The organism is Polynucleobacter sp. MG-27-Goln-C1, from assembly GCF_018881905.1.
Taxonomy (GTDB): domain Bacteria; phylum Pseudomonadota; class Gammaproteobacteria; order Burkholderiales; family Burkholderiaceae; genus Polynucleobacter.
The window spans coordinates 601,492-614,614 of record NZ_JACVPM010000002.1 but is presented as its reverse complement, the minus strand read 5'-3'; the positions used below and the strand labels follow the sequence as shown (position 1 = coordinate 614,614).

Annotated in this window: 13 protein-coding genes and 1 tRNA gene; 6 read left to right on the top strand and 8 right to left on the bottom strand. The window is 44.1% G+C overall.

Annotated elements, in window-relative coordinates; genetic code table 11:
• The first annotated feature begins 22 nt into the window (after positions 1-22).
• The 6 genes from hemA to ICN14_RS07220 all read left to right on the top strand — a co-directional run bounded on the left by hemA (position 23) and on the right by ICN14_RS07220 (position 6,343).
• Positions 23-1,339: a glutamyl-tRNA reductase gene (gene hemA, locus ICN14_RS07245; RefSeq protein ID WP_216225775.1), complete on the top strand. Its 1,317-nt coding sequence runs from the start codon at positions 23-25 to the stop codon at positions 1,337-1,339.
• Positions 1,340-2,419, top strand: a complete 1,080-nt coding sequence (gene prfA / locus ICN14_RS07240) for a peptide chain release factor 1 (protein ID WP_216225774.1) — start codon at positions 1,340-1,342, stop codon at positions 2,417-2,419.
• 12 nt (positions 2,420-2,431) lie between these two features.
• Positions 2,432-3,280: a peptide chain release factor N(5)-glutamine methyltransferase gene (prmC, locus tag ICN14_RS07235; protein WP_216225773.1), complete on the top strand. Its 849-nt coding sequence runs from the start codon at positions 2,432-2,434 to the stop codon at positions 3,278-3,280.
• 105 nt (positions 3,281-3,385) lie between these two features.
• Positions 3,386-3,694, top strand: coding sequence for a Grx4 family monothiol glutaredoxin (gene grxD, locus ICN14_RS07230; protein WP_216225772.1), 309 nt, complete (start codon positions 3,386-3,388; stop codon positions 3,692-3,694).
• A gap of 30 nt (positions 3,695-3,724) precedes the next feature.
• Positions 3,725-4,999, top strand: a complete 1,275-nt coding sequence (gene rmuC, locus ICN14_RS07225; protein WP_216225771.1) for a DNA recombination protein RmuC — start codon at positions 3,725-3,727, stop codon at positions 4,997-4,999.
• Positions 5,000-5,002: 3 nt separating this feature from the next.
• The gene (locus ICN14_RS07220; protein WP_216225770.1) at positions 5,003-6,343 is read left to right on the top strand and encodes an MFS transporter; all 1,341 of its coding nucleotides are present in this window, start codon (positions 5,003-5,005) and stop codon (positions 6,341-6,343) included.
• A gap of 8 nt (positions 6,344-6,351) precedes the next feature.
• On the opposite strand, the gene ICN14_RS07215 is transcribed toward ICN14_RS07220, so the two are convergent.
• The 8 genes from ICN14_RS07215 to ICN14_RS07180 form a co-directional block, all read right to left on the bottom strand.
• The gene (locus ICN14_RS07215) at positions 6,352-7,020 is read right to left on the bottom strand and encodes a class I SAM-dependent methyltransferase (protein WP_216225769.1); all 669 of its coding nucleotides are present in this window, start codon (positions 7,018-7,020) and stop codon (positions 6,352-6,354) included.
• The gene (locus ICN14_RS07210; RefSeq protein WP_370624818.1) at positions 7,020-7,589 is read right to left on the bottom strand and encodes a glycosyltransferase; all 570 of its coding nucleotides are present in this window, start codon (positions 7,587-7,589) and stop codon (positions 7,020-7,022) included. The genes ICN14_RS07215 and ICN14_RS07210 overlap by 1 nt, the downstream gene beginning before the upstream one ends.
• 146 nt (positions 7,590-7,735) lie before the next feature.
• Positions 7,736-9,610 (bottom strand): tetratricopeptide repeat protein, encoded by a 1,875-nt coding sequence (locus ICN14_RS07205; protein WP_216225768.1) that lies wholly within the window; start codon positions 9,608-9,610, stop codon positions 7,736-7,738.
• Between the two features lie 88 nt (positions 9,611-9,698).
• Positions 9,699-9,774: transfer RNA gene (locus tag ICN14_RS07200), tRNA-Thr, on the bottom strand.
• An 18-nt stretch (positions 9,775-9,792) separates the two neighbouring features.
• Complete coding sequence (locus ICN14_RS07195; protein ID WP_216225767.1) at positions 9,793-10,194, bottom strand: ClpXP protease specificity-enhancing factor; 402 nt, start codon at positions 10,192-10,194, stop codon at positions 9,793-9,795.
• A gap of 31 nt (positions 10,195-10,225) precedes the next feature.
• Positions 10,226-10,837, bottom strand: coding sequence for a glutathione S-transferase N-terminal domain-containing protein (locus tag ICN14_RS07190; protein WP_216225766.1), 612 nt, complete (start codon positions 10,835-10,837; stop codon positions 10,226-10,228).
• Positions 10,838-10,916: 79 nt separating this feature from the next.
• Entirely contained in the window at positions 10,917-11,690 is a 774-nt protein-coding gene (locus ICN14_RS07185) for a cytochrome c1 (protein WP_370624682.1), read from the bottom strand.
• 29 nt (positions 11,691-11,719) lie between these two features.
• On the bottom strand, positions 11,720-13,120 hold the full coding sequence (locus ICN14_RS07180) for a cytochrome bc complex cytochrome b subunit (RefSeq protein ID WP_216225765.1): 1,401 nt from the start codon (positions 13,118-13,120) through the stop codon (positions 11,720-11,722).
• Between the last annotated feature and the right edge of the window lie 3 nt (positions 13,121-13,123).

The following is a 13,123-nucleotide window of genomic DNA, read 5'->3' as shown; positions in this document are numbered from 1 at the left end:
CATCAAATCTATAATCACCATTATGAAGTTGTTGACACTCGGCATCAATCATCACACAGCGCCGGTCGCCATTCGGGAAAAGGTCGCCTTTGACCCTGAATTTCTTCAAGAAGCGTTGCACGATCTTCGCCAACATCTCGTTGGCGCGAATCAGGCTGGCCTGCCCGAAGCCACAATTTTGTCTACCTGCAATCGCACAGAAGTGTATTGCGCTGCTAACGATGCAGATGCCGCCAGTCTTTTGCATGAAGCCACTTTTGATTGGTTAGCAAAAACTCAACAAGTTGCTCCTAGTAGTTTGGAGCCACATATATATTCACTACCGCAATCGGATGCGGTACGTCATGCTTTTAGAGTTGCCTGTGGATTAGATTCCATGGTGATTGGTGAAACCCAAATCTTGGGTCAGATGAAAGATGCTGTGCGCACTGCAAATGATGCAGGCGTCTTAGGCACTTATCTCAACCAACTCTTTCAGAAAACATTTGCTGTTGCAAAAGAAGTTCGTGGCTCCACAGAAATTGGCGCCCATTCGATTTCGATGGCGGCTGCGTCCGTTCGACTAGCTGAACGTATTTTTGAAAGTATTGCAGAACAACGTGTTCTGTTTATCGGCGCTGGTGACATGATCACTTTGTGCGCAACCCATTTCGTTGCACGCAAACCTAAGGCTGTTGCCATTGCTAATCGTACTATCGAGCGTGGACAAGAATTAGCAGACTCGATATCGATTCAAGATGTTGAGGCGGAATCTTTTAAGTTATCTGAGCTTCCCTCACGTCTTCATGAATTTGACATCATTGTTTCAAGCACCGCATCCTCACTGCCAATCATCGGCCTAGGCATGGTAGAGAGTGCACTAAAGCAGCGCCGCCATAAACCGATGGTGATGATCGACTTAGCAGTTCCCCGCGACTTTGAGCCAGAGATCGCTCGCTTAAATGACATCTATCTTTATACAGTCGATGATTTAGGCGTGATGATTCAAACCGGCACTTCTTTGCGTCAAGCTGCTGTGAGTCAAGCCGAAGCAATCATTGAAGATCGCGTTGGAAACTTTATGCACTGGATGCAGGGCCGGAAAACTGTTCCACTCATTCAAGACATCCAACAACAAGGCGAACATCTCAGACAGCTCGAGCTTGATCGCGCTATGAAACGATTGATGCGTGGCGATGACCCTCAGGAAGTTCTCAATGCCATGGCTCAAGGTTTGACTAATAAGTTTTTACATGGCTCATTACATGCCTTACAACACTCCAATGGCGCCGAGCGTGATGCCTTGATTAAGTTGCTTCCTAAATTATTCGCCTCGCACACTAAGCTAGAAGACCATTAGATGAAGCCCAGCATGCGGGCTAAGCTAGACCACCTAGACACGCGCTTAGCCGAACTCAATTCCTTATTAACTACCGAAGAGTCCACGAAAGACATGGATAACTATCGGAAGCTCACACGCGAGCATTCCGATATTGCGATGGTAGTGGAGCAATTTGGCTTATACAAACAAGCTGAGGCCGACGCACAAGCAGCGGAAGAGATGCGCAAAGATCCGGAGATGAAGGACTTTGCTGACGAAGAACAAAAACAAGCTCAAGTCACTATGGAAGAGCTCGAAGGTGCTCTTCAAAAACTCCTTCTGCCAAAAGATGTCAATGACGAACGCAATGTCTTTTTAGAAATTCGCGCGGGCACTGGTGGTGACGAGAGCGCGCTGTTTGCAGGCGACCTACTTCGTATGTACACACGCTTTGCAGAGCGCCAGGGCTGGAAAGTTGAAGTAGTGAATGCTGCCGAATCCGATCTTGGTGGCTACAAAGAAGTTGTTCTTCGCTTGGTAGGTCAATCCGTATATTCGCGTCTCAAGTTTGAGTCTGGCGGTCATCGCGTACAACGCGTACCCCAAACAGAAACTCAGGGTCGCATTCATACTTCTGCCTGTACGGTAGCGGTGATGCCCGAAGCCGATGAGCTGGAAGCTATAAAGATTAATCCCGCCGAGCTGCGTATTGATACCTTTAGAGCTTCAGGTGCTGGTGGTCAGCATATTAATAAAACTGACTCCGCAGTACGTATTACGCACTTGCCAACCGGTACGGTAGTCGAGTGCCAAGATGATCGTAGTCAGCATCGCAATCGCGAGCAAGCGATGAAGGTGCTTGTCTCACGCATCATGGATGCGCGTGAACGGGAGAAGCATCAGCTCGAAGCCCAAACTAGAAAGTCTTTAATTGGCTCTGGCGATCGTAGTGATCGCATTCGAACCTATAACTTTCCGCAGGGTCGTATTACCGATCACCGCATCAATCTCACACTCTACAAAATTGATGCAATGATGGATGGTGATCTTGATGATCTCTGTAATGCCTTGGCATCCGAACATCAAGCCGAGCTTCTTGCAACACTTGGTGATAATTAATTGCACCTCAGGATGAGAGCAAGCCAGCCTTTACGTGAATTAATTAGCAATTGCTCATTGCCCACTAATGAAGCGCGGATATTGCTGGCGCACCTATTGGAGAAACACTACCAACTTCCCCGCTCTGCTCTCCTATCGCGGGACGATATGAATCTAAATGAACAAGCTCTTCAAGAATGGCAAAGCCTTGTCTCAAGAAGAGCGAGTGGCGAGCCTGTAGCCTACATCTTGGGTAAAAAAGGTTTTCACGATATTGAATTACAAGTGGGGCCTGGAGTACTCATCCCACGCCCTGAAACTGAACTCTTGGTAGACATTGCCCTGTCTGAAATTACCAAGCTGAATAAACCCGCAACAGTGCTAGATCTTGGTACAGGCTCGGGCGCCATCGCACTAGCCATCGCAAGCGCAGCACCGCTTGCATCAGTTATCGCAACAGATCAGTCAGCGGAGGCTTTAGTCATTGCGCAGCAGAACGCCAAAGCGCTAAACCTAACAAAGCAACTCAAATTTTTACAAGGCAACTGGTATGGCGCATTGGTTCAGCAAGGCCAGTTTGATGTGATTGTTAGCAATCCGCCCTATATTGCCAATCAAGATCCGCACCTTACGCAAGGGGATCTACGGTTTGAGCCCTCTTCGGCCCTTACCGATTACGGTAGTGGTCTTAGCTGTCTTCAAGCAATTCTTTTAGAGGCGCATAAGTTCTTAAAGCCGGGGGGGTTGATAGCTGTTGAGCACGGGTTTGACCAATCCGAATCCGTCGTGGATTTGATGAAAATTGCAGATTTAATCGATGTTCAGGTTCATCTCGATTTGGCAGGCCACTCCCGAGTAGCTTCTGGGCGGAAACAGCTTTAAAACCAATGCAGGGGAATTAACCCTTTTCTACAGATAGCCTTAAAATTACTCTTAATATTAGTTGCAAATCAAGATCACCTTACAGCATCAATTTAGGAAAAAATTATGGATACCCAAGCAAAAATTCAAGAAATCGTTTCTAGTCATCCCGTTGTTTTGTTTATGAAGGGTAATGCCCAGTTTCCACAATGCGGCTTCTCTGGGAATGCAGTCAACATCTTGCGGTCATGTGGCGTAGATAAATTGCATACAGTAAATGTATTAGAAGATGCAGAAATTCGTCAGGGCATTAAAGAATTTGCTAACTGGCCAACCATTCCTCAGCTCTACATCAACGGTGAATTCATTGGTGGTTCAGACATCATGACGGAGATGTACCAAAGCGGTGAATTGAAAAAGCTAGTTCAAGCCTAAGATTCAGAAAATTGTTCACAGACTTTATCAGTGGCCTTTGACTTAAGCTCCCTTCTTCTTTTTGGCCTACCATTAGTTTTATGTGCAGGCTTTTTAGTCTATGCGCTCAATTTGCGCTCAGCACTCAGTCGGGTCGAGCAACAAAATCAAACTGAGGCCGCACTTGTAATTACCCTGCGAACTGAGCGTGATCAAGCATTGCAAAATGCGATCCGCCTAGAAGCGGCACTGGACTCCGAGCGCAAGCAGGGTCTTGGTAGAATTGAATCACTTAATGAAGCCAAAGAAGCCCTAACTAGCCAGTTCAAAAATCTTGCCAATGAAATCTTGGAAGATAAGTCGAAGCGCTTTACTGAACAGAATGTTGCGAATTTAGATGCATTACTTAAGCCGCTACAAACCAAACTCACAGAATTTAAAGAGCAGGTAAACACTTCATACGGTAACGAAGCCCGTGAGCGATTTGCACTCAAGATCGAGATCGAGCGCCTTGCCAATCTCAATCTGCGCATGTCAGATGAGACGCGCTCACTTACCCAAGCTCTCAAGGGCGACTCTAAGGTCCAAGGCAATTGGGGTGAGCTCGTTTTGGAATCCATTCTTGAATCATCAGGCTTACGCAAAGGCGAAGAGTACTTAGTTCAAGATAGTCACACCCAAACTGATGGCTCACGCTTACAACCTGACGTAGTCGTTAAATTGCCAGAAGGCAGAAGCTTGGTCGTAGACAGTAAAGTGTCGATCACTGCGTACTCACGTCATGCTGAGACATCAGACCCAGTTATTGCCGAGCAAGAGTTAACCGCCCATATCCAATCGCTTAGGCAGCATATTCAAGGGCTATCCAGTAAGAACTACAGCTCCTTATATGGCATTGGCTCGGTAGACTTTGTATTAATGTTTGTTCCCATCGAGCCAGCTTTCTTGTTGGCACTTAAGACTGCTCCAAACCTATATCAAGAGGCCTTAGCGAAAAATATTGTGCTGGTATGCCCCAGCACTTTGATGGCAACATTGAGAACTGTTGCGCATCTATGGCGTCAAGATTCGCAAAACCGTAATGCCCTTGAAATTGCTAAACAGTGTGGAACGCTATACGACAAGTTTGTTGGTTTTGTTGATGACCTAGAAAAGTTAGGTCAACGATTAGATCAAGCACAAACAAGTTACCACGATGCCTTTAATAAACTCAAATCTGGCAAAGGCAACCTTATTCGTACAGCCGAAAAGGTGCGTGAGCTCGGTGTTAAGCCCAGCAAGAACTTATCCGCGCCTTTGATTGAATCGTCGACAGATTCTGAATAAAAATTGGCTTCTACCACTTCAGAAATTCAATCTTCATCGCATTCTTATAGAAAGGTAGCCATTGCAGCCTGCTTTGGAACCTTTCTAGAGTGGTACGACTTTCTGACTTTTGCCACCCTAGCGATAGTTTTTGCCCCCCTCTTTTTTCCCTCTAGCGACCCCAGTACAGGCCTTTTAGCCAGCTTAGCCACCTTTGGTGTTGGAATGGTTGTGAGGCCCATTGGTGCAGCTATTTTCGGCAGTATTGGCGATCGTGTCGGCCGTCGCCCCGTCTTCATGATCACTATCACCTTGATGGGAGTCGCTACTTTCTGCGTAGGATTTTTACCAACCTATGCCCAAGTCGGAATCTGGGCACCCATTCTGCTAGTTAGCCTAAGGCTGCTTCAGGGTCTCTCTGCCGGTGGCGAGATTGGCGGCGGGGCTGTGTATCTCACAGAACATGCTGGCAATACTAATCGTGGCTTTAAGACAAGCTTTCTACAACTCATGGGGCCGCTTGGGATCTTAGTATCCACACTTCAAATTGCGTTACTTCAACATTGGCTGACTGCTGAAGAATTTCTATCGTGGGGCTGGCGCGTACCATTTTGGGTTTCGCTTGTTTTGTTGCTGTTGGCATTTAAAGCCAGAATGACATTAGAAGAAACGCCGATCTATTTACAGCTAAGCAAAACTCATACTAAATCAAAGAGTCCATTACTAGATAACTTTAGAGATCCTGAAACTAGAAAGAGAATGCTCCTACTCTTCTTCTGCGTTTCTGCTGGTGGAGCGATTCTTTTTTTCTGCGTACAGGTCTACACCTCAATCTTCCTGAAGACTTCAGTTAAATTACCCCCTCAATTAGTTGATCAATTGAGTGTTTCCGCAACGATTGCCTTGTTGCCCTTCACCATATTTGCAGGATGGCTCTCAGATAAGATTGGTAGAAAGCCGGTAATTGTTAGCGGACTTGTTTTAGGAGCCATACTCATCTTACCGGCCTTTCACCTCCTTAAGGAGATTGGACAAGGAGCCATTCCGAATAATGGAAATTCAATTATCCTTATCGCAGCCATTTTAATTGGCTTATCAGGAATTCTAGCGCTGGTAGTGGGTCCACAAACTGCGTTACTCGCAGAATTGTTTCCTGCAAAAACACGAAATAGTGCGGCGACCCTTCCGCACAATTTAGCAGCGGGCTGGATTGGTGGGGCTCTCCCGCTTATTGTGACTTGGATAAATCAAAAGTGGCTAAGTGATGTTGCGGGACTTTGGTACCCCACTATTTTCCTAGCAATTGGATCACTAGTGGCACTGATTTATCTTCCGGAAACCAGACAAGTAAATCTTGATGACTAAGCGGGAAATTATTTTTTTATAGCTCTAATGACGTATTGAAGAGGAAGAGCGTCTGATATTGCCACCTGAGGATCGGCCCCAGCCAGCTTCGCCATCTCTCCAATTATTGGTAAAAACTTTTCTCTTTGAGGCTCATCAAAAATTCGCGGTATACCATCTTCAATTACAAATCCAGCCTGATTGAACATTTCAATAATAGTCTGCCTCGTAAACCATCTTAGGTGGGTTTTATCCATTAGCCCATCATTCTCGTAACGAAAGTCGCCAATACTTAATCTTGCTTGAAGCGTCCAGTGTTGAGCATTTGGAATACAGGCTACCACCGAACCTCCAAACGGGAGCACTGTATATATTTGGCTCAGAATTAACCAGGGATTCTGAAGGTGCTCAAGCGCATCTCCAAAAATCCAGCAATCTCTGTCTGCCTGATCCCTCCAAAAATATTCGTCAGCATTCTCAATATTTAAAACTGTAACCTCATTACAAAAACGTCTGGCCAACTCTGCATAATCTGCATCAATCTCAATACCGAGATAGCTTGCTTCAGGAGTAATTTTTTTAAACTCTCTCGCAAGAGCACCAGAGCTACATCCAATCTCAATAAGTTTTTTTGCGGATTTTGGGACTAATTTCAATAAATCAGGATTATGGAGCTCATGAACAGGCGTTTGTAGCACTATTGACCCCATTTCTTCAGATAATCGGCATAGGAATTACTCCAACCCCCTGACCCAAAACTTCCGGCACTTTCATGAATTAGGGACAGAGGAATAGTTCCCATTTTAATGCCACGAATTTCTGCTTGTCGACAAAAATCCATATCGTAAAAATGAAACTTAAATTTTTCATCAAAACGCATATGATTTTTAACCAAGGTCTCACTAAATGCTGCCAACAAAACACCATCCAGCAACTTTACCTCCTGAAAGGGGGGGGCAAAGAAATCAAGATTTTCTGGGGGGAATCGACTCCCGTGCCCAACAACGCCACTTAAATTCTCAGACTTATCCCACGTAAATTGCTTATCAACAAAAGCCCAAGAGGGTTGATAAGGCACCCTTCTTATATTCCCAGCGATGCCAACTATTCCAAAATGACTTAGGCCATTAAAAATAGAGTTCATCCAATAAAAATCTAAGATACTAATATCATCATGGGCAAAAACTAATATTGATGGCTCATTCTTAAATTTATCAATGGCTAAGTTGTAAAGCTCCGGTAGTCCCTTGATGTTCTCGGCAAACAAAGTAATCTCCAAGTGAGGGGCTTGATACAGGGAAAGAGATTTTCCGGTCGCAGTTTTCAACCAAAAATTTTCCTCACTTTCTCTTGTAGCAACAATAAATTGAATTTTTATAACAGCACCTATATTTGAAAGTAAATAGTATTAAATTAGTTTATATGGTCTGGAGGAAGTCCGTCTTGATATCTTTTATTGACCTTTTCATAAGCAGATTCTAGATTATTCGTAAAAAACTGCGTATCAAATAGTGCTGTTGTTAAGCGATTTTCAGCTAATTTCTTTTTAATGCTGGCAATCTTATCTGGATTTTTACCAAGATCAATTGCTATTGCCTCGTAATCCTCTTGCGATGTTGCGATTAATTCCGGCAATCCAATAGCAGTTGCTAAACTGGCGCCCATTCGAGAAGAGAATGATTCACCAGCTAAAGTGAGGACTGGTAAACCAGCCCATAAAGCATCACTTGCTGTAGTGCCCGCATTATATGGGGACGTATCGAGAAACAGATCTGCTACTCGATAGCGGGCTAAATATTCTGGATAGGGTACTGCGTTAGCAAATATTATCCTACCTCGATCTAGTGCATTTAGCTCTAGTTTGTCTAATAAATTATTTTGAGCGGTTTTGTTCTCAACAAATAAAAATAAAACGCTTCCCTGAACAGCATGTAATATTTTTACCCAACTATTAAAAATGCTTAGGGTTATTTTATAGTTTGCGTTAAAGCAGCAAAAAATGAATCCCTCGCTTGGCAAGCCCAACTCTTCTCGTGTAAATTCCTTATCAGAAATTTCCCTTTTTCGATCATTTGCCTGAAAACTTGGTAGGTAGATAACTTTTTCGGAGTAGCAGTCTTGCAGATTGGCAGGAATTACCGTTTGGTCCGCGATAATGTAGTCCATATAGTTGGCGCCCATGGTTCCAACATAGCCCAGGTACCCAATTTGTACGGGGGCTACTCGATAGGCAAAAATACCTGGGCGACAGCCTTGTGTAAAGCCACATAAATCGATTGCAATATCAATTTGAAGCTGTCTTGCTAACTGCGCCACTTCCAAGTCGCTTTTTAAAGAAATATCAATGATTTGATCAAAGCATGGCTCTAATCTTTTGTACATAGCATCTTCAGCCTGAGTGCCCATTGAAAATCCAATTAACTCAAATCTATCTCGATCATGAGACTCGAGTACTCCCGCCATCAAATATGAGACTGGATGATTTCGGAAGTCGGGGGAGAAATAGCCGAGTCGGATTTTTTCCTTATTCTCAGAGTAACAAATTCGTCCTAAGGTAAATTTTTCCGGATGACGGGCTTGCACATACTCCTCTGTAATCATCTTTATGAAGCGTTGATTATCAGAAATAGAAAGTAAGTAAAACGGCATAAATTTAAATGTATTTTTATTTTGATTAACGTAGGGCACCCGCTTAATCAGCTCTTCCAGCCCACCCCAATCACACAACTGCATCTTACAGTCTATATAGGAGCTGAGAATGTTACTGCTATCGCTATCAAATAGTATTGCCTTCTCATACGCTGAAAAAGCCTCTTCTAAGCGTTTCATCTTTACCAATACATGCCCTAAATTATCATAGGCCTGCGCATAATTTGGCTGAAGCTGAATGGCCTTTTCATAACTTCGTAACGCCTCCTCTGGTCGATTAAGATCTAAGAGGACATTACCTATATTGTTGTGCGCCTCAGCATAACTAGGTTGAAGGCCGATTGCCTTTATAAAACTTTTGATCGCCTCTTGTTTTTGACTTAGGCTGCTTAATATATTGCCCCTATTGCTATGTGCCAACCAATTTTTGGGATCAATCTTAATTGCCTTATCCACCCAACCAAGAGCTTCTTCTGGATCCCCCTTAAATGCACTAGTAACGCCTAGTAATCGGCATATTTCAGAGTTCTTAGGGGACATCTTCTGGGCTTGCTTCAATAACCTATCTGCACTACTTGTATCCCCTTTTTGAATGTAGTCTGATGCTAACCCCAGTAAATAAGCGATTTGCGTATTCATAAAAAAGATTTTATTCGATTGATTGGAGGGTACCGAGACAAATGAAAAAGGATTTACAGCGCAGATCTGTAAATCCTTTGAGTATTTTTGGTGCCCCTTGTCCGACTCGAACAGACCACCTACTGATTACAAATCAGTTGCTCTACCAGATGAGCTAAAGGGGCAACGAGTAATATTTTATCCTATTTCACAATCGTTAAGGAAGGTCTATTTGTTTTTGGCTTTTCAGCCTCATCCAAGCCTACTTCCCTGGCCTTATTAGCCTGATTAGGGTCAAATGGAAATGACATTCCTTGGCCATTTTCTCGGGCATAGATTGCCAGAACATGACTTACTGGAACCATGATTTTCCTTGGGACGCCGCCAAATCTCGCCTGAAAGCTAATCCAATCATTATCTAAATTAAGCTGATGGCAGGCCTCAAGGGATAGATTAAGAACAATCTCATCATTCTTCACAAACTCCATAGGCACCTCAACAGTGGAGTCTACAAATACAGCCATAAAGGGCGTAAAACCAAAATCCGTGCACCACTGATGTAGGGCACGGATTAGGTAGGGTTTATTACTTGGGATATCAGACATGCTTATCTTGCCAGCATGGGTAATGAGCCGCTTAGCGACGCATTACCTTTTCTGAAGGTGTCAAAGCCTCAATGTAAGCAGGTCTACTGAAAATACGCTCAGCGTACTTCAATAAGGCTGCCGCATTACGAGAAAGGTCAATACCGTAATGCTCTAAACGCCACAGCAAAGGAGCGATTGCAACATCTAGCATGGAGAACTCTTCACCGAGCATGTACTTGTTCTTCACAAAGATCGGCGCCAACTGAGTCAAGCGATCACGAATAGCTAAACGTGCTTTTTCATGAGACTTCTCAGCAGCTTTGCCTTTTTCATTCTCAAGGGCAGCTACATGCACAAATAACTCTTTCTCAAAGTTGAAGAGGAAGAGACGTGCGCGTGCGCGTGCTACAGGGTCAGGTGGCATCAATTGTGGATGCGGGAAACGCTCATCAATATATTCATTGATGATGTTTGACTCATACAAAATCAAGTCGCGCTCAACCAAGATTGGAACTTGGCCATAAGGATTCATCACCGAGATGTCTTCTGGCTTGTTAAACAAGTCCACATCGCGGATTTCAAAGTCCATGCCTTTTTCGAAAAGCACCAAACGGCAGCGTTGCGAGAATGGGCAGTTTGTGCCCGAGTACAACACCATCATAAATTTATTTCCTTAAATATCTACTTCAATACAACAAACGCACAAACAACTGCGACTTTAAATCCCTAACTACTTTGGCTTAGTGGATATCTTTCCAATAAGCTTTGTTCAAGCGCCATGCAAGCAATGTAAAGATTGCTAAAAATATCAGCACTACAACACCAAGACGCTTACGCTCGAGTTGAACTGGCTCAGCCATCCAAGACATGAAAGCAACTAAATCGGCGATGTTGTCGTCATACTCTTGTGACTTCATAGTGCCTGGCGTCAACTGCTCAAAACCTACGAATACTTTTTCTGTACGACTCTCGTCATGCGGATCTTTACGCTCTTCAAACTTTGCAGCACGCTCACCTTGTAACTGCCAGAGAACATGTGGCATACCAACGTTCGGGTATACCAAGTTATTCCAACCAGTTTGAGTTGTATCGTCTTTATAGAAAGTGCGGAAGTAGGTATAGAGCCAATCCGTTCCACGTGCACGTGCCTCAACCGACAGGTCCGGAGGAGTCTTTCCGAAGAATGCTTTGCCCTCTTTTGGAGTCATCGAGATTGTCATGAGATCGCCGACTTTAGCGTCAGTCAAAATCAAGTTATCTTTGATCTGTTGATCGGTCAAACCAATGTCACGCAAGCGGTTGTAACGCATGCTTGAAGCTGCATGGCAATTCAAGCAATAGTTTACAAATAACTTAGCGCCGTTTTGCAAGGAAGCATTATTGCTAACGCGATTAGGCGCTGCGTCCAATGGGAAGCCACCTTCATTTGCATTGGCGCTAATGCCAAAACCTAGGGCAGCAACTAAAACTGTTGCTTGGCAGACGCCCATCAAAGTTTGCAGAATTCGTTTCATACTAGTTCCTAATTTCTCGGGTGTCTGAATTAATGGGACTTAAAAGTAACGCGAGTTGGGACTTGCTTGAATGTACCAAGCTTGCTCCAAAACGGCATTGCCAAGAAGAAGCCCAGATAATAAATAGTGCAAATCTGAGAAATCTTTTCAAATACTGGTGATGGCGGCTCAATACCCAAGTAACCCAAAATCACAAAGCTCACCACAAACACGCCATAAATATATTTATGGAACTGTGGGCGATAGCGAATGGATTTCACCGGAGAGTGATCCAACCAAGGCAAGAAGAACATGATCACAACAGAACCACCCATGATCACGACACCCCAGAACTTAGCATCAAATGCGTAAAAGCCGGCAGCCAAAATCAAGGCAATTGCAGCACATGCACCCTTAACTTTAATATTGTTAGATTTGAGTGCGAACATTCCCAAAATCACTGCCAAGAAAATCCACAGTGGAAGTAAGAAGTTTGAGGTAGTTGCGCGCAACATAGAGTAGAACGGCGTGAAATACCAGACCGGTGCAATATGCGTTGGCGTAACAAATGGATTCGCAGGTATGAAGTTATTGGCTTCTAAAAAGTATCCGCCCATTTCTGGAGCGAAGAATACGATGCAAGCAAACACCATTAAGAATCCACCCAAGTACATCACGTCATGAACGCTGTAATAAGGATGGAATGGAATGCCATCTACTGGATGCCCATTTGCATCAAGCGTATCTTTAATTTCTACGCCATCAGGATTGTTTGAGCCCACCTCATGCAATGCAAGAATGTGCGCAGCAACTAAACCAATCAATACCAACGGAATAGCAATCACATGGAATGCAAAGAAACGATTTAGCGTTGCATCACCAACCACATAATCGCCACGCAACCATAAGGACAGGTCTGGGCCAATTAATGGAATGGCGGAGAATAAGTTAACAATGACTTGTGCACCCCAGTAGGACATTTGGCCCCATGGGAGCAGGTAGCCAAAGAAAGCCTCGCCCATCAAGCACAAGAAAATGGCGCAACCGAAAATCCAAATCAATTCACGCGGCTTACGGTAAGAACCATAAATCAAGCCACGGAACATGTGCATGTAAACCACTACGAAGAACATTGAGGCGCCGGTGGAGTGCATATAGCGAATCAACCAGCCCCAAGGGACTTCACGCATGATGTACTCAACAGACTCAAACGCCTTAGCAGCATCAGGCTTGTAGTTCATTACCAAGAAAATTCCAGTAATGATCTGAATTGCCAATACAACAATAGCTAACGCGCCAAAGATATAGAAAAAGTTCAGATTTTTAGGTGCGTAATACTCACTCATATGCCTTTTAAAGGCCTCTGTAACAGGTAAACGTGAGTCAACCCATGCCATAACCTTCTGAGCTACAGGAGCGTCCGCTGGGACTACTTTTTCATGAAATGCCATTTA

Excerpts from the sequence above, each read along its gene's own strand:
- ICN14_RS07190 (WP_216225766.1), bottom strand. The coding sequence starts at position 10,837 with ATGATGGTGTTGTACTCGGGCACAAACTGCCCATTCTCGCAACGCTGC.
- ICN14_RS07205 (WP_216225768.1), bottom strand. The coding sequence starts at position 9,610 with ATGAATACGCAAATCGCTTATTTACTGGGGTTAGCATCAGACTACATT.
- prmC (WP_216225773.1), top strand. The coding sequence starts at position 2,432 with ATGAGAGCAAGCCAGCCTTTACGTGAATTAATTAGCAATTGCTCATTG.
- grxD (WP_216225772.1), top strand. The coding sequence starts at position 3,386 with ATGGATACCCAAGCAAAAATTCAAGAAATCGTTTCTAGTCATCCCGTT.
- ICN14_RS07195 (WP_216225767.1), bottom strand. The coding sequence starts at position 10,194 with ATGTCTGATATCCCAAGTAATAAACCCTACCTAATCCGTGCCCTACAT.
- ICN14_RS07185 (WP_370624682.1), bottom strand. The coding sequence starts at position 11,690 with ATGAAACGAATTCTGCAAACTTTGATGGGCGTCTGCCAAGCAACAGTT.
- prfA (WP_216225774.1), top strand. The coding sequence starts at position 1,340 with ATGAAGCCCAGCATGCGGGCTAAGCTAGACCACCTAGACACGCGCTTA.
- hemA (WP_216225775.1), top strand. The coding sequence starts at position 23 with ATGAAGTTGTTGACACTCGGCATCAATCATCACACAGCGCCGGTCGCC.
- ICN14_RS07180 (WP_216225765.1), bottom strand. The coding sequence starts at position 13,120 with ATGGCATTTCATGAAAAAGTAGTCCCAGCGGACGCTCCTGTAGCTCAG.